The sequence below is a fragment of the Acinetobacter sp. MYb10 genome, from assembly GCF_002980175.2.
In the GTDB taxonomy this organism is placed as follows: Bacteria; Pseudomonadota; Gammaproteobacteria; order Pseudomonadales; family Moraxellaceae; genus Acinetobacter; species Acinetobacter guillouiae.
The window spans coordinates 2,301,294-2,318,142 of record NZ_CP058272.1; the positions used below are offsets into that span (position 1 = coordinate 2,301,294).

Annotated in this window: 16 protein-coding genes; 6 read left to right on the top strand and 10 right to left on the bottom strand. The window is 37.0% G+C overall.

Annotated features, from left to right (window positions below; all coding sequences use genetic code 11):
* Nucleotides 1–475 precede the first annotated feature (475 nt).
* On the top strand, nucleotides 476–1,048 hold the full coding sequence (locus CQZ96_RS10700; RefSeq protein ID WP_004723181.1) for an HD domain-containing protein: 573 nt from the start codon (nucleotides 476–478) through the stop codon (nucleotides 1,046–1,048).
* Nucleotides 1,049–1,260: 212 nt separating this feature from the next.
* Here the strand turns inward: CQZ96_RS10700 and CQZ96_RS10705 are convergent, their stop codons facing one another.
* On the bottom strand, nucleotides 1,261–2,130 hold the full coding sequence (locus CQZ96_RS10705; protein ID WP_105713349.1) for a LysR family transcriptional regulator: 870 nt from the start codon (nucleotides 2,128–2,130) through the stop codon (nucleotides 1,261–1,263).
* 174 nt (nucleotides 2,131–2,304) lie between these two features.
* Between CQZ96_RS10705 and CQZ96_RS10710 the strand changes: the two genes are divergently transcribed.
* Together CQZ96_RS10710 and CQZ96_RS10715 are read left to right on the top strand one after the other, a co-directional pair.
* On the top strand, nucleotides 2,305–3,015 hold the full coding sequence (locus tag CQZ96_RS10710) for an AzlC family ABC transporter permease (protein WP_105713350.1): 711 nt from the start codon (nucleotides 2,305–2,307) through the stop codon (nucleotides 3,013–3,015).
* Nucleotides 3,012–3,326: an AzlD family protein gene (locus tag CQZ96_RS10715; RefSeq protein WP_004723188.1), complete on the top strand. Its 315-nt coding sequence runs from the start codon at nucleotides 3,012–3,014 to the stop codon at nucleotides 3,324–3,326. The genes CQZ96_RS10710 and CQZ96_RS10715 overlap by 4 nt, the downstream gene beginning before the upstream one ends.
* A 106-nt stretch (nucleotides 3,327–3,432) precedes the next feature.
* Here the strand turns inward: CQZ96_RS10715 and CQZ96_RS10720 are convergent, their stop codons facing one another.
* Nucleotides 3,433–4,341, bottom strand: coding sequence for a LysR family transcriptional regulator (locus tag CQZ96_RS10720; RefSeq protein WP_105713351.1), 909 nt, complete (start codon nucleotides 4,339–4,341; stop codon nucleotides 3,433–3,435).
* Between the two features lie 123 nt (nucleotides 4,342–4,464).
* Here CQZ96_RS10720 and CQZ96_RS10725 point away from each other — a divergent pair, with 123 nt between their 5' ends.
* A complete protein-coding gene (locus CQZ96_RS10725) occupies nucleotides 4,465–5,220 on the top strand; it encodes an SDR family NAD(P)-dependent oxidoreductase (RefSeq protein ID WP_004723192.1) in 756 nt (251 codons plus the stop codon).
* 398 nt (nucleotides 5,221–5,618) lie between these two features.
* On the opposite strand, the gene CQZ96_RS10730 is transcribed toward CQZ96_RS10725, so the two are convergent.
* The 4 genes from CQZ96_RS10730 to CQZ96_RS10745 all read right to left on the bottom strand — a co-directional run bounded on the left by CQZ96_RS10730 (nucleotide 5,619) and on the right by CQZ96_RS10745 (nucleotide 11,882).
* On the bottom strand, nucleotides 5,619–6,602 hold the full coding sequence (locus CQZ96_RS10730; RefSeq protein WP_105713352.1) for a PoNe immunity protein domain-containing protein: 984 nt from the start codon (nucleotides 6,600–6,602) through the stop codon (nucleotides 5,619–5,621).
* Nucleotides 6,603–6,632: 30 nt separating this feature from the next.
* Entirely contained in the window at nucleotides 6,633–7,985 is a 1,353-nt protein-coding gene (locus CQZ96_RS10735) for a hypothetical protein (RefSeq protein WP_105713353.1), read from the bottom strand.
* A gap of 12 nt (nucleotides 7,986–7,997) precedes the next feature.
* The gene (locus CQZ96_RS10740) at nucleotides 7,998–10,856 is read right to left on the bottom strand and encodes a type VI secretion system Vgr family protein (RefSeq protein WP_105713354.1); all 2,859 of its coding nucleotides are present in this window, start codon (nucleotides 10,854–10,856) and stop codon (nucleotides 7,998–8,000) included.
* Between the two features lie 96 nt (nucleotides 10,857–10,952).
* The gene (locus tag CQZ96_RS10745) at nucleotides 10,953–11,882 is read right to left on the bottom strand and encodes a hypothetical protein (RefSeq protein WP_105713355.1); all 930 of its coding nucleotides are present in this window, start codon (nucleotides 11,880–11,882) and stop codon (nucleotides 10,953–10,955) included.
* Nucleotides 11,883–12,060: 178 nt separating this feature from the next.
* On the opposite strand from CQZ96_RS10745, the gene dusA reads away from it, so the two are divergent.
* A complete protein-coding gene (gene dusA, locus CQZ96_RS10750) occupies nucleotides 12,061–13,065 on the top strand; it encodes a tRNA dihydrouridine(20/20a) synthase DusA (protein WP_105713356.1) in 1,005 nt (334 codons plus the stop codon).
* A gap of 78 nt (nucleotides 13,066–13,143) precedes the next feature.
* Here dusA and CQZ96_RS10755 read toward each other — a convergent pair whose 3' ends face one another.
* A complete protein-coding gene (locus CQZ96_RS10755; protein WP_056514173.1) occupies nucleotides 13,144–14,034 on the bottom strand; it encodes a LysR substrate-binding domain-containing protein in 891 nt (296 codons plus the stop codon).
* Between the two features lie 103 nt (nucleotides 14,035–14,137).
* On the opposite strand from CQZ96_RS10755, the gene CQZ96_RS10760 reads away from it, so the two are divergent.
* On the top strand, nucleotides 14,138–14,275 hold the full coding sequence (locus tag CQZ96_RS10760) for a hypothetical protein (protein WP_171252541.1): 138 nt from the start codon (nucleotides 14,138–14,140) through the stop codon (nucleotides 14,273–14,275).
* 27 nt (nucleotides 14,276–14,302) lie between these two features.
* Here CQZ96_RS10760 and CQZ96_RS10765 read toward each other — a convergent pair whose 3' ends face one another.
* The 3 genes from CQZ96_RS10765 to CQZ96_RS10775 form a co-directional block, all read right to left on the bottom strand.
* Nucleotides 14,303–14,812, bottom strand: coding sequence for a hypothetical protein (locus CQZ96_RS10765; protein ID WP_105713357.1), 510 nt, complete (start codon nucleotides 14,810–14,812; stop codon nucleotides 14,303–14,305).
* 65 nt (nucleotides 14,813–14,877) lie between these two features.
* On the bottom strand, nucleotides 14,878–15,987 hold the full coding sequence (locus tag CQZ96_RS10770) for a DUF695 domain-containing protein (RefSeq protein WP_105713358.1): 1,110 nt from the start codon (nucleotides 15,985–15,987) through the stop codon (nucleotides 14,878–14,880).
* 99 nt (nucleotides 15,988–16,086) lie between these two features.
* Nucleotides 16,087–16,848, bottom strand: coding sequence for a ThiF family adenylyltransferase (locus CQZ96_RS10775; RefSeq protein ID WP_004818936.1), 762 nt, complete (start codon nucleotides 16,846–16,848; stop codon nucleotides 16,087–16,089).
* Between the last annotated feature and the right edge of the window lies 1 nt (nucleotide 16,849).

Consider the following 16,849-nt stretch of genomic DNA (forward strand, 5'->3'; position numbering starts at 1 on the left):
TTACTGCTCTTCATTCAAAACTATCTATATTTTCAGAGTCTTTATCAATATTTGAAACCTATACTGAGCCTAGATAATAGGTAATAAACAGTGACATAAACCCAAGCTATCCTCTTGAGACAAGGTATTTTACGATCAATATAAAAAAAGGTCATCTGTCCTTTTTTTAATTTATCTTGAAGCATAAGCTGTAGACCACTCCAATAGCCAAAGTTGTGTCACGATGAGCCCCTTACTGATCCATATACAATGACTTCGGATGATGAATTTGCAATGCGGCGATCAACGCATACGCCTAAATTGAAGATGTTAGCGAAAAGTCATCTGGACATTATGTTATTGATTGCTTCTATTTAATACATAAGCCTGTAGCTGCTCTCGTAGTAACTAGAATCAAAACAGATTACTTTAAAAAGCATTTATTGAGCTTATTAAAAGTAAAAATCTATAATTTTGATAGGAATAAGAAACTGAAATGAATACTGACATTATTAAAGGTCGTCTACTCTTTTTGAAAGAGGCTGAAAACCTGAAAAATATAATGCGTTCCTCTCATACCTCTAAAGGCAGAATTGAAAGTACAGCCGAGCATACATGGAGGCTTGCCCTGTTAGCTCTTGTATTTGAAGATGAATTAAAATATCTAGACTTTTCAAAGGTTTTAAAGATGTGTCTTGTTCATGATTTAGGCGAGACAATCAATGGTGATGTTCCAGCGACTGAAAAGAAGAACCATCCAGATAAAGACGTTCAAGAACGTAACGATCTATTATTACTTACTCAATCCCTAGATGCTCCCCTAAGAAACGCCATACTTGAATTATGGGAAGAATATGAAGCAGGTCAAACGCAAGAAGCTGTTGCAGTAAAGGCTTTGGATAAGCTAGAAACAATTTTACAGCATAATCAAGGAATTAATCCTGATGACTTTGATTATGAGTTTAATCTTAGCTATGGTGAAAAATATACAGATAAACATCCATTATTTAAAAGTATCCGTGCCCTCATGGATACAGAAACAATGCAAAAAATTAATAACAGTAAATAGAGATAAAAAGCCCATGCTCTAGCCATGGGCTTGGTTGCTATAAAACAGATTTTTAACTAAAACATATCTCTTTTATTGCATTTCAAGGAACTTTTAAATTACTAGCACGCTCCCCAAACTCTGCCCAAATATTGGCAAGCACTTAAAAATTAATTTTTATACAAATCATATATATATTTCAAATTTCTGTGAAATATCTGATTAAAACCTGCTTAATAGGTAATGGATTGCCTTAATGTCTTAATTAACAGCTCATATAAATGATCGACCGCTTTTGAATTAAGCGAGGCTCTACTTCTATATACAGATGCTTCCATGGGTGCTAATGGGCCTAGTCCGTGCTCTGCTCCTAAAATTTCTAAATGCTGAGGCGCGCTACATTGTGTGAAAACTGCGACGGCTAAACCACTTTCAACTGCTGCAATTTGCCCGATTAAACTAGAACTATTATAAACTACACGATAGCGACGACCTTGCAATGCAAGCGAATTGATCGCACTTTTTTTGGCTAAACTGGTACTTTCATAAACAGCAATAGGTATCGGATCTTCACGCCATAATTCAAATTGGGGAGAACCTACCCACACCATTGGCTCATGAAACAATAAAGTGCCTTGACGGGGGTTATCACTTGAAATCAATGCTAAATCAATCTCGCCATTTTCTATACGTGGGATCAATGAAGTCGATTGTTCACAAATAAATTCTATTTCAACGCCGCTATAACGTGGTGCAAAACGCTTAAGCACTGGCGTTAAATATTTAGCAGCATAATCATCGGGTACGCCAAGTCTAATCCGACCGGTTAACTCTTCTCCATTAAAAGCCATTTGTGTTTCATGATGTAGATCAAGTATCCGTCTTGCATAACCTAAAAGAAGTTGCCCTTCAGAAGTAAGTTGAATTTGTCTATGCGTTCGAATTAAAAGTTGGCATTTTAAAGCGCCTTCCAATTTTTTTAACTGCATACTGACAGCGGACTGTGAACGGTATAGCTCAGGTGCTGCATTTGAAAGAGAACCTGTATCAACAACTGCGACAAAACATTTTAACCAATCAATCTGTAGATTTTGTAGATTCATGATCAGCCCCAAATTATTCGATTTTCGAATAGTATATGTAAGAATTATGCGCTTTTCATTCTAACTTTCTAAGTCCATAATTTATTAAGAAAAGAAGGAATTTCCCCCTAATTTTCATCAGCGATCATTAGGTATATAGCTCACTAGAAAATTTAAAAAGATAAGGAAATTATTTTGTCGAATGTTGACCCAGATGTTTACAGTTTAAGTTATTCCCAAGTTTGGTCAGGCTTTAAAAGCCTTCTTCCAATTTCATCTTTCGTGGTGATTTTTGGGGCTGCTTTCGGCTTAGCTGCAACGCAAACAGGACTAGACAATAGCTCTATCATATTAATGAGTAGCTTTGTTTTTGCAGGAGCATCTCAATTTGCGACTTTAGAACTATGGGGCGCGCAAATATCATTGATTCCCTTAATAGTCACAGTTTTCTTTATCAATGCTCGGCATCTTTTAATGGGCGCATCTCTTTATCCTTGGTTACGCCACCTGCCTCCCATCAAACGATACAGTATCTTGCTGGTTATTTCTGATGCCAATTGGGCACTCTCACTACAAGCATTTAATCGTGGTGAATCAGGGATGGGCTTATTGTTTGGAGGAGGCATTGCGCTTTGGCTCGCGTGGGTTTTAGGCACAGGACTGGGGTTCTATTTTGGTAATGTTATTCATCATCCTGCATTGCTGGGATTAGATATGGTCATGGCTTGTTTTCTACTGGCGATGGTTGTCGGGGGACAAAAAAACCTCAGAATACTCATCATCTGGACAATCGCAGCCTGTAGCTCATTATTGGCTTATTGGTACTTACCAGAAAATAGTCATGTTGTTGTGGGTGCCTTATTTGGCGGAATTGTCGGAATTTTCTGGAAAGAGAAACAGCTATGAACCTAGAGATTAGCACCACTTATCCATTAATTATTATTTTTATTATGGCCATTGTGACATTAGCCACTCGCTGGGGTGGTGTTTTAATTATGTCTTATGTACCTATTAGCGATCGTGTGCAACGATTCATTAATGCAATGTCAGGATCGGTACTGGTTGCACTTTTGGCCCCTATTGCGGTTGAAGGTGATCATGGCGCTCGTTTGGCGTTACTGACAACATTGATCGTTATGCTACTGCTTAAAAAACCACTGTTGGCGATTGCAGCAGGAATATTGGCAGCAGCTTTATTCCGTCAGTATTTTGTATGAAATGATAGGGAGCTCAAAGAAGCTGCCTTTGGCTATATTAAACCTAAACAAAATTGAGCAATGACTACACATTGCGCATAAACGACATAAGGGTAATTCAGTGAAACTACAATGTATTGTGATTCATTTTTTTAAATAAAAGAATCAACCAATTAATAAATTCACTTAGTCTGCGGGGTTGATTGTTTCGCGATTCATATAAAACCGACAAAGACATCGGCGCACAGGTAAACGCTGTTAATACTTCAATAAGGTCACCATTTGCCAATTGTTGTCTAACACCAATTCTCGGAATTTGAATGATCCCTAATCCATTTAAACCTGCAGCTAAATAGGCATCCGTTGTGCCGACACTGATTAGACTGGGAATTGGTACAAGGTATGTTTGATTATTTTGATTGTATTCAAAAGCATTTTGCGACTGGGTGTCAGCATGAGAATAATCAACAATATAATGATTTTTAAGATCCTCTAATGATGTTGGTCTACCGTAATGTTCCGCATAACTGGGACTAATACAATTAACCATTTCCATAATACCCAAATGGCGTCCTATTAAATTACTGCTTTCAAGCTGACCACCACGGATTACGCAATCTACTCGTTCCTTGATAGGATCAATACGATAATCAACGCCAAGCAGCTTAATCTGTGTTTTTGGATATTGTTGAAACCATGCAGGTAGATGAGGAGCCACCACGCTAGAAAAAAACCGACTAGGCATATCGATGTTAATCACACCACTGAGTTCTTCACTTTGTTGTTGAAATTGATTATCTAAGCCTTCTAACTCATCCAATAATCTTAAGCATTCGACATAATAACGCTGACCTGCTTCTGAAAGAGAAACTTGTCTTGTATTCCGATAAAGTAAACGAGTTTTTAAATGATCTTCAAGCTTAGTGATTGACATAGAGATTGCTGACTTAGGAATCTTGAGCTGTTCTGAAGCACGGGTAAAGCTACCATTTTGTACAACAGCGATAAAACGTTTCATCGTCTCAATCTTATCCATACATCACCTCTAATTGTTCATTATTTGTGAACAGTCTTATCCGATTAATCATATTTATCAAGTCAATTAATTCCTGTACTTTAATTTTATCAACAGTTAATCAGCATAATATGAGGTCACTACATGAATAAAATCGCATTCATCACTGGAGGGAGTCGTGGAATAGGTCGAGATGCAGCGCTTAAACTCGCTGAGCAAAATATTGACATCATTTTGACTTATCATCGCAATGAAAAAGCCGCTCTAGACGTGGTTGAGAAGATTAAAGAAAAAGGTCAAAACGCATTTGCCATTCAATCTGATATTCGAGATATCACATTATTTGATGATTTGGTAAAAACTTTGAGTTTCGTATTAAAAGAGCAATTTGGTCGTGAAAGTTTTGACTACCTACTCAATAATGCTGGGACAGGTTTACATACGAGTATTGAAGAAACTAGTATTGATGATCTAGATGATATGCTCAATATCCATGTGAAAGGTCCATTTTTTCTCACTCAAAAATTGCTACCACTCATTGAAAATGGCGGTCATATTGTAAATATATCCTCTGGTCTAACACGCTTTTCTATGCCTGGGTCAGCTGCATACGCAATGGCAAAAGGCGCTGTAGAAGTCATGACACGTTATATGGCAAAAGAATTCGCCTCCAAAGGGATTCGTGTCAACACGATTGCGCCCGGTGCGATTGCGACTGATTTTAGAGACGGTGCCGTCCGCAATAGTGAACAAGTTCAGGGGATGATCGCATCTATCACGGCATTAGGCCGTGTTGGTGAAGCTGATGATGTTGGAAAAGCAATCGCTGCGATTTTTAGTGAAGGATTTAACTGGATCACAGGTCAGAGAATAGAAGCCTCTGGTGGTATGCTGTTGTAGTTTTAACTCGCACAGCTTTAACATATTGGTGGAGTTACACAAATTTCATATAACTCCACCATATCTGGGTTCTAAGAAAATATAAAAAAATTAATACTCATTAATTTTACAAATTCTATCTTTTGAGTATGGCTATTGATTTTAAAATAAAGCACGTTTACTCCTCACTTGCTTTTTTTCTATCTTTTTCAGGTTGACTGTATGTCTGAGCTCCAACCTTTAACACCTCGTATTTCGGTCGCTCCGATGATGGATTGGACACTATAAATATTATAAATGTTAAATTTCAAAAACTTATAAATAAAAATTTAAATTATGGCGTAAATTTGGGGTAATTTTTATATCGAAATAAAAATTACTCCGAGATGGCTTTGTTAAATTTAATCCATTTTAAGAGCCTAAATTTCTCCATCAAAATACCAATATACATCCCCCCAATCTGATTGTGATAACGTCGGTAAAATTTCACCTTTTGAGAAGTAAGGCCTTGTGCCTGGTTGAGCTGGAGTAGTCCAATAACCAGTTTTTGTACATTTATCCCCACCTTTTACTTTTATTTGAATTACATCATCATTTGTTATAATTACTTTTGCCTGATTGCGAGCCCACTCTACAATATCTTTCGGATAGAATAAGTGCTTATGTAACAGGTTATCATCTAAATCAAGTAAATAAACTAGTGCAGCAGCTTCAAATGCCCAATAACCTACATAAGAAGTTTTATTTTCTAAATCTAAATGACCATTATGCCAAATTTCATTTTTATTCATTTGATACCAGTCTGACAGATATTCATCTAGAAGCTCTATTGAATGATCCTTATTGTTCTTTACTAAGACATTTTCAATCACATCACATAACTTGGCATAACCCAAAGTGAATAAGTTCCCTTCGTTGATAGTTGGGTGAGTAGAGTCATTAAACTTAAAAAATTTATTAATAATTTCATCTTCGCCTGTATGACTATCACCTTCACCATTAACTAAAGAATGAATTCGAGGAAACAGTTCATTACGGTGCAGTAAATAACCAAGACCTAGTATATTAAGGCTCTCACTCTGAGTCGCAATAACCGAAGGTTTTTCTGATTTATGAAAAATAGCTAAAGCTTCAGACTGCTTTTCATAGCTTTCTATCAATTTTTCAAATAGAATTTGCAGTTCATTAATGGGTTTTCCTGCTGTATATTCCAGATATAATAAGGCTTGATATATCCATGTAATAGACTGCCATCTTGATGCTTCGCCACAATTATATTCATCATCTTCAAAAGCATCACTTTCTAAATATAAAGTAATCCCTTCTTCATTATATTCTTTAGTCTTTAAATAGTATTCCTCAGTTAGAAATTGCTGTCTACGTTGGTCTGTGAAGTCTGACACTATTTAGTCCTCATTTTTAATAAATCAATTTTATTTGGTATGACCATTTTTAATGTTCGATCGAGTAACTCGATTGTTTAGAGCCTCATCAATCTTTGCAGCTCCCCAAAAATTCGATGGGGTATGGTTATTTAAATGCTCTTGATGGTCAATAGGTTGAGCATCTTGTATCGATACTGCTAAAACATTTAAATGCTCTACTGTTTCGGGGTGAGCATAGTTATAATAAAGTAAATGACGCGAATAACCAGTAATCTGGACATTTCTTAAATTACCTGTTACAAGTCTATATTTAACCCAGTCATTACTCATTTGTTGATTTACTAAGAATTTTTTCTTTGGTATAAGCTTCTTTTCCGCTCTCTTCTGTTTTTTTGCTTCAGCTCGCTCTTTATGTCTATCACGCGTATCTTGTTGTTTGTCCAAATCATTCAATAGCGAACCAGGTCCTGTACCTTTGCCCATACCTAAACTAGCTTTAGCCTCAATAATTGCATAGGTCTTAGTATTCATAACGCCGATATCTTTTTTATCAGATTTCCATATTGCATCTATCCCTTGATCATGAATCCCTACATGTAATTTCGTCATAGGGCGTTGTAATTTAGAGTTTAGTTGCTGCCCAGAATCATGAATTGCTTGAATTGCTAACTTATCCGCTACCCAATAGTCAGCCATATGCTCACCAACACCTCCAACTTCAAGATTTGATAAAACTTTTGAAATATCTACTTTAGATAATCGCCTACTCTTATTACCCTGCCCATTTCCATTTTGACCAGTTTTTCCATCATAAGTTGTTCCATGAGCTGAACCATTTTGATGCCCTTTACCACCACCAGTATGACCTTTATCTGCCGAAGATTTAGGTACTTTTTTCTTCCAATGTAAAACTTTTCTGGCGAGTAACTGTATCAAGGAAGATATAGAAGCTTCTAAGAAATTAAATGTAATTTCAATGCTCTGATTTAACCAATATTTAGCCCATTTATTGTCTATATTTTTATTAGAAGCATTTAATGCTTCACGCTTACCACTTCTGATCAATTCTCTTATTTTTTTATCGCTGATTAATTCACTCAACCATCTCTCAGGGTCACCATATATTTTACAATGAGCCATGATAAAGCGTATTAATTCAAATAGAATTTCTGGCTTTCTATTAACAATCCTTAATCCAGCTTTTACACCATCTCCTGGCCCTGGAATAAATCCAATCACACATAAAATTACTTCAAAATAGTTATCATCAGACTTTTCTTGATATAAATTATATGAAGCCCTTGCTAAATCAGCCACATCAAGTGCAATTCCAGCTGGGGAGAAACCTATAGCAATTGCTTGAGTAATAAGTGCTACATCATCTTTATTTAAATCAACCATATATTACCTATTTTAATTTTCAATATCCCAATTTTTTAATAATTCATCGAGCTCTATTTCATCTTGATCGGTAAATTTGTTTAAAATGCTTTCTTCTAAAACTTCGATTTCAACTTTTCTTTGGTCTTCGCCATACCAAACTGTATAAGATTCATTTGTTGGCACATTAGGAATTTTTGCAAACCCTTTATCATCTAAACTTCCTTTAAATTCTTGACCACTCTCAAATACAACTAAATATGGAGCTCCTTTCATAGGTTCTAACGTAGGCCAGTGATAATTTAATTCCAAGAAATTTTTCAATTCACCTAGTGGTGGCAAACTGTATGTTACTTTTTCACCACTCACAAATTTGTGCTGCCCCGCCTTACTCTCAAACAAACCACCAGTCGTTGCAAACACGCCTGAACCATTGATCTTTAATTCTGAGGTATCTGCAACTAATCTAATCTCTTTAGGGCTCGTAATATAGATTGTATCTTCAGTTGAAATGATTTGAATGCCTTTACGTGCGATCAAATCTGCACCATCTCCCTGCGCCTGTATCTCAACTTTGCCTTTTCCTGCAAATAACCTTGCACCTTCCAGTGCTGCAAATAAACTGATTTTACTTTGCGCATGAGCTACCAAGTTCTTTTGGGTACTTAGGTTAATACTATCGCCTGCACTGTGACTAATTTGACCATCTGCTGAAAGATGTACATCTTCATTGCTTGCAAGAGCGATTGAATTGGGTGAAGTCAAAATCATTAAAGCTTGTTTAAATGCTTTTGCCTTAGTTTCGCTTTGCTGTTCGATTTGTTCAATAAACTGCTTAAGATCATCTAGAATTTCTAAAGGGTCGGTTTGTTGATTTTTAGCAACTTCACTTAACGCTTTTGAATTATTCAGACCAGATTCAAGCTGTGATTTGGTCTCTTGTGCATCAAGATGATGACCACTTGCTGAATCTTGAGGATAGGTAGAAAGCAATAGGCCTTGTTTGGCTCTGAGTGCTCCCCACTGATCAGTACGCAATTCAAAGCCTTCACCTCGTCCTTCGCTGGTGTCAGTTTCTTTAGGATGACTGAGATTACCTAGATTGAGTTGACTTACCCCATGACTACTGTGTAACTGACTGCTGATCTGGTTGGTCGTATCATCAAATCTGAGCTGATTATAGCCACTGCCTTGATATTCCTTACTTTTGATTCCTGCAAGTTTTTTGGTATCAGGCAGTTTGCCTCTATCATCAAACTTGGTCGGGCTTCTTTGTGCTTCATGAATACGTCCCACCACAAATGGTCGATCAAGATTGCCCTCAAAGAAGTTTATGACGACAATCTCACCAATACGGGGTAAGAATCGCGCACCATAGCCTTCACCTGCCCACGGGGTCAAAACATCAACCCAAGCTGAATCTGTATCATTGTCATTGGAACCAGCACCGCCATCATGGGTGTTGTCTTCATTACGGCTAAACAGGAAACGGACTTTTATACGCCCCCATTCATCGACATGTATTTCTTCTCCACTTGCTCCAACCACTCTGGCACGTTGTGGTGATGCAATTGGTCTATGTTTCAGTGGATTGTATTCTGGAACAATCGCAATATTACGCCGTTGTAGGACTAACTCATTGGCTTGGCGTTCATCACTATTGTTTGTTGTGATGTTGGGCATTTGCCAATTGCTTTGTTTTAGTAAAGTTTCAATTTGGTTGGTCAGGTCTTTTGGTAAATTATTCTGGTTATAGAAGGTCTTAGATATAATGAGGAACTGTTTATCTGAAGAATCTTTTAGATCGATTGTCGGGTGTTCATTCAGCTCAAAAAAATACCCAACATGTGCATCTCGTACAGTTGAGGTAGCTGTAAATTGTTTGGCTTGTGAATCATAGTAGTTACTGAGGTTTTGGTTAAACTTTTCAATCTGGCTGTTGCCTGATTTGGTTGCACCATCTTCACCATTTAAGTCTTGTATCCATGCAGGGCTAAAGTGCCATGCTTGTTCTAAACCCAAATTGGCATTGTCATAATTTTCACTATGTTGATGTTTGCTTTGAACTGAGCCAGCACCTTCTTCTGTTTCGAGTGCATCTGCTTGCCAACGTTGGATATGCACTGCGGTGGGTTGAATGGAACGTAATCCTGTAAATGCCGTGATGCTATCTTGCTTTTCTACAGCAGAGCTACGATGAAAACGAATGTTACGTCGATCCAGTGCTTGGTATTGATCATTGCTGTCAATTAATCGTAGCTTTTGAGGTTGGATTAGTTGGCTTGAACTGGAAACTTTAAGTTGTGCTTCATCAATTAAACTGTTAATGCCTTCCGAGGCTAGCAATCTTTGAATGAATTCGCTATCCAATTCATTATTCTGCATAATGAATGGTCTTACATCATAGTCTTTGGTTAAGCCACTTTTATCCAAAGTTAGACTTGAAGCAAACAACGGGCTTTTTTCTCTCCACTCCTGAAAGATCAAATCCACGATTTGCACGACAGACTTTGTCATAAACACACGACTGTTTCTACGATATTTCCACAGTGCTGTCGGGTCTTCTACCGTGAGACGATAAATTGTAAGAGAACCATCGCTTGCGCCAGAATCAGCCTTTGTAACAATACCTGAAATTCGATTGAGTTCTGATTTATCGTTGACGATATCAATTGCGATTTGAGAACCAATAAACTGCTTTAATGGAATTTGAGAGCTGGTTGAAAGGCAAATGAGTTGTAAACTCAGACCTACATTAAGTTCATGTGTTCCATCAATACGTTGAAGGAAAACCTGATTATTCAGTGAGCTATTGCTGAACTGTAAATGTATCGCACGCTTTTTTGCAGTAAGACCTAATTGCTCCAAAGCGGCATAAATATTGTTAGACATAGTTTATTATTTGATTTTAGATTGTGATCTATTTTACTCAAAAACTTAATAATCTGTCTATACAGAGTTGTCTATGATCATTTTTAATACGACAATTTATGTCTCATTTTGTTTCAGCTTTTTGAGTACTCTTAAAGCATGCCTTACTTGCCCTTGAGTCATTTGATATTTGTTTTGTAACTCGACATGGCTTAGCTGTTCCAAATCTGCTTGATGTGCTCTAACCCAAACAATAGCTAATGGTTTTTTGGGGATATTGAGTAGCTTTTTTAAATCTATCCTTGCCCATTTGATTTGCGATTGTGTGAGATTAAACTTTTGAGAAATCTCCTTAATAGTCAAATCATGACTTAATAAAGCGTGTTGATTGTCCAATAACCATTGTTTTCTCTCAGCACTTTTTTGTTTTAATTTTTCGGCTGTTGTCGGTAAATTTTGCTCCATACACATTTGTTTATGAACTCTTGTTGCAGTAGAGACAGCAATATCCATTGCCTCAACCAAATCAATAATTTTATTACATGAAACAATCATGTCTTTATGTGCTAAAACCTTTTCTTGAATTTCATCTTCAACCTTTCTTGCTCGTTTTCGAGTCCTGATAACGCCAACTTTATGGACTAGATAACGAACAAAGCGACCAATGTCACCCTGATTTAATTGATATTTTTCAAATAACACATCACAACGCTCGTAGAGTATTTCGTCCTGATGTGCAATGACCCATACATAATCAGTTAGTTTCCTTCTTATATTAAGACGTTTTCTAAAACGAAGTAACACATCTTTAGAGAATCCAAGCTGTTCAGCTAAAATGAACAATTCCACTGAGTGATTTTGTTTAATAAATTCAGCCAGTTCATGCGTCAGGATAATTTCGGCACAATGCCCATGAAGTCGCTCATAACCTCGACCTTTAAGCAGCATTAATCCATTCGGTAGGCGTATTTCCTCATAAACATCCCAGTCTTCACCCTCCCAATCTTTGATAGTTTTTATCGGGTATAAATTATACTTTTTGGCCATAACAACAGAAATTCATTGTGTTAATCAATAACTCTTCTTTTATCAAGTTCAGCTTAAAATTTGAAGTGCTTTTTTAATTAATTTTACAAATTCTATCTTTTGAGTATGGCTATTGATTTTAAAATAAAGCACGTATAATCCGCACTTGCTTTTTTTCTATCTTTTTCAGGTTGACTGTATGTCTGAGCTCCAATCTTTAACGCCTCGTATTTCGGTCGCTCCGATGATGGATTGGACAACTCGTGACTATCGTTTCTTTGCACGTTTGTTTAACCCCAATATTATCCTCTATACAGAAATGGTCACCACAGGTGCCATCATCTATGGTGGAGCAAATCGTCATTTGGATTATAACCATGAAGAACATCCGATTGTTCTACAGCTCGGTGGTTCAAATCCGAAAGATCTTGCAACTTGTAGCAAAATGGCTCAAGACTGGGGTTATGACGAAATCAATTTAAATGTGGGCTGTCCAAGTGACCGTGTGCAAAACAATAAGATTGGTGCCTGCTTAATGGCAGAGCCTGATTTGGTTGCAGAATGTATTGCTGAAATGCGTAATGCAGTTGATATTCCAGTTACTGTAAAACACCGCATCGGTATTGATGACATGCAATCTTATGAAGAGATGCTACATTTTGTCGATACCGTTGCGAAAACTGGATGTGATAATTTTATCGTACATGCCCGTATTGCCTTGCTGCAAGGTTTATCACCAAAAGAAAACCGCGATGTTCCACCACTACGTTATGAAGATGTGTATCGTTTAAAACAAGAGCGTCCTGATTTGCTGATCGAGATCAATGGTGGGGTTAAAACTTTCGCTGAAACGCAAGCACATTTAAAGCATGTTGATGGGGTCATGATTGGTCGTGAAGCTTATCACAACCCTTACCTCTTGGCAGAATTAGGTCAACTCTGGAATTTAGATTTACCTGATCGCTTTGATATTATCGATCAAATGCTGCCTTATATTGCCAAACGTATGCAAGAAGGCGCACCTCTATCGATTATTACACGCCATATTTTAGGCTTATTCCAAAATCTTCCCGGTGCGCGTAAATGGCGTCAGGCTTTAAGTGGTGGTAATGCCAAAACATTTGCAGATGTTGAAAATGCCATTATCAATATTAAAGAAGCCATGAAGCGTACAGAAGATTATATTCGTGAACAGTCTGTCTGATCACGACTGAAAATTTCTACGATTCAATACAGTCTTAATCCATAGCTATCTTTTCAATCAAACGATGGTCTTTAAAGATCATCGTTGAAACTGTTTGATCATGTATTCAGTACATCGCTGAATGACACCATCTGCATTTTTACTCCAGACCATCACAACATCAGACCATGCATTTTCAGCGTCCAAAGCAATCAGTCGTACTTGTTTAGGCAGAATATGTCTAAATTCTTCAGGAACAATACAAATTCCAATTTCAGCAGCCACCAATTGCAATTGTGAAATTTTACGGGACTGAACCGCTGCTTTCTTTGGAGAAAAACCAGCACTTAAGCATAGGTTTGCAACCAAGTAACTTAAACCGCCCCGTTCTGCATGTGGTGTAGAAACAAAATTTTCATGCTTTAACTGTTGGATTTTAATACTGCGTTCTGAAACTAAAATATGATTTTGATGAAGTGCAACGTATAAGGGCTCAGGGTAGAGCGTGGTTGCATGTAACTCATCTAAGCGATTTAAGACAGGTGGGCGAATAAAACCAACATCAATATTTCCTTTCATCAGTGCAAGAATTTGGTCTTCAGATGACAAAGTATTGATCTCGAAATTAACATTGAAATGCTTTGAGGTTTGATCAAATACTTTGACTTTTTCTAAGCTCATGCTAATGCTACTTGAGTGTGCAATTTTGATGAGTCGATTTTTTCCATCTGCAATATCTTTAGCATTTTCAATAATATGATCTAAGTTAAGCAAATTATTTTTAATTTGAGCATAAAAGAACTGCCCTGCTTGAGTGAGTTTTATTTTTTTATCACTGCGGTCAAAAATTTCAAATCCTACTTCATCCTCTAAAAGCTTGATCTGACGACTTAAAGCAGATTGGGCAATAAACAACTTTTCAGAAGCTGCAATAAAACCACCTTCTTCCACAATTCTAATCAAATAATTAAATTGTTTGAATGTCGCCATATCCATCTCAAAATTAGATCAATCATGCTTTTTTCTATATTAGATTAGATTGTTTGATTTCACTAGAATTTACTTAAAGCGACTTAAATCAGAGAGAAATAGTATGAGCATATCCAAACAATTACTGGTTTTTATTTGTATTATTTGCGCTGTTGTTTTACTCAATCTTTATGATGGTTTTATCGCAAAACAAACAGGCAAAACGCCCCAACAGCCTGAGTTTATTTATTTACAGGACTGATTCAGCGGAACAGATAAAGTATGTTTTTTACAAACGCGTGCAAGATTTCACTAAAGTATACTTTTTTATATTGGTGACGCATGTTGTTGTTCTTTTTTTAAAATCATATTGGTAAGTAATATACTTGCCAGCAAGCTCATCACTTACAAAGGCCTCTTTTCGAAAATGAGCACGTATAATACAGCCGTGTAAATCAGGTGCTGCATACACGTTTATACTTTCAACATATTTGCTGTGTTGTTGAATATTGACCTCCCAGCCCAACAGTTGCTTGATCTTTTGAATCTCTTCTTGTTTGCTGATCTGTTGGATATTTTGCAAATTACAGACTTGAATTGCATCCGCTTGAGGTTGAAGGATTGACCATCCCAACAAGTTCTGTATATCACGCATTGTCGTTTTAGCTTCATCCAATTGGTTGACCGCCTGAAAATGACGAACCGTTGAATAAAGATAATATCCAATTCCGCCAATCAACAGGATCGCCAATATGCTTATTTTAAGATCGGGGATAGGTCGATTAAAAAGCCGCTTCATTCTCTAAGCTGTCCATGTCTATGGTCTGAATGCTATAGAGCATTTCAAGCGACTTTTCAGCATAGTTAACGCCCAAACTTATTTAAACAACGCCAATATTTATCTTTAAATAGGCTGACATCGATTTCAAAGTTGTTCTGATATTTTTCAACAACCTGATCTATAACTTTGGCGGGTTTTCTAAACTCTTTACAAGCAAAATACATGGTTCTTAAGTTATTACCGGTTTCTCGTCCAATATTTAAATATCCTTCAAAATCCTTGAGCTCATTTAATAATTCTTCTTCAATCTCATTAAGCAACTCATAATCTGTTGCGGACGGCATACCACTTGAGTTCTGACCAGCATAAGGTATTTCTACCAGCAGCATCCACGGATGAGAAGCCTTTTGATCCCATGTTAAAAGAGTACTGTTTAAGATCGCCACCAAAGGTAGCCCTTCATTGGTCTCCCCCTCCAAACTGATATATTCATCTTCATCAGTACTTGAACGGGTTATTTTGTCTAAGCGAGAAATTTCACTGTTCTTTAAAATTAAAATATTCTTTAAACGATCGATAGGCATTAATTCTTTTTCAGCATCTTGTCTGAATTGTAGCGAAACTTGATCTAGCTTTGTGATCGAATCATATTCGCCCAAATAATTATCCAAAAAGATATAAACCGCTTGTAAGAATTCAGCTTTTTGAGCTTCATTATATTGATCATGCACAACCACAAGATCAGTTTCATCTGGATATTCTTCATGGTCTTTTAAATAAAACGATAGCGTTTTTTGACTAAATTCATAACCATGCATACCAATACTGGTTTGCTGAATATCACTTGCGGGTTTAAGTGCGGTAAATTTCCAGCCGGGAATTTCAGGGGCTGCTGCCACCAATTCCTCTACAAATACAATGTTTGCCACAACACCATCTGGCGTTAAGATCAATTCAGCTGTTTGTGGATCAAGCATCCCAGTAAGAAAAAAAATTCCACCATGAACTTTAGCCAATTCAGGCGATAACTTATCAAAGAAATCCGCCTGAATCGTATCTTGATTTAACTCATCCACAATACGATGGAAATCCTGTTGATGCTGCTCAAACCATTGCCAAAATTCAGCATAGCGGTTTCGATTGATTTGTAATTGTTGTTCTTGCTTTCCAAATAACTTTTTGAAAAAACTCATTTTGATTGTTCTCTGTTATTACGTTTATTTCAGATTAATTTAACTGAATTTTTATGATTTTTAAATGCATCTAAACTTTTACTTAAAAATACCAAGCACTTATTTGATCCGATCTAACTTTTTCAACACTTCTGCAACGGCGACCATCGCAAAACTAGAAGTCACCACCACAGCCGAGCCATATCCACCACAGCGCAAGCCTGCACTCGCACACACATCAACACTGGAAAAAGGATTATCAATTGAATACACACAAGTAATGCCAAATTTTTCTTTTGGTTTCTTACAAATGCCTTTGGCGCGCAACTGGCTCCGCAATTTTGCAAGCATCGGATCTTGTTCTGTTTTAGATAAATCAGCAACACGAATTTTTAGAGGATCAAGCTTACCACCGGCCCCACCCGAAACAATCAAAGGAATTTTATTAAAACGACAATGTAACATAAGTGCAAATTTTGCTTTAACGTCATCGATGCAATCTAAAATAATATCGGGAACATTTTCTAAAATTTCTTTCACATTGTCAGGGCTGAGATAATCATCAATCAAATTGATCTTGATCCGAGGATTAATTGAACGGCAACGTTCAGCCATGACTTCAATTTTCTCATGACCTAAAGTAGAGGTCATTGCAGGCAGCTGTCGGTTGATATTTGAAGCAGCTACTGAATCCATATCGACCAGTGTTAACTCGCCAATCCCTGTACGTGCTAAGGCCTCAACCGCCCATGAGCCGACCCCACCAATACCGATCACCATGACATGACTTTTTTCATAGTGATTGAATGTCTCTTCTCCATAAATTTTGGCTACGCCTGCAAAACGGCGCTCATATTCATCATTTTGGAAAAGTTCAGTCATG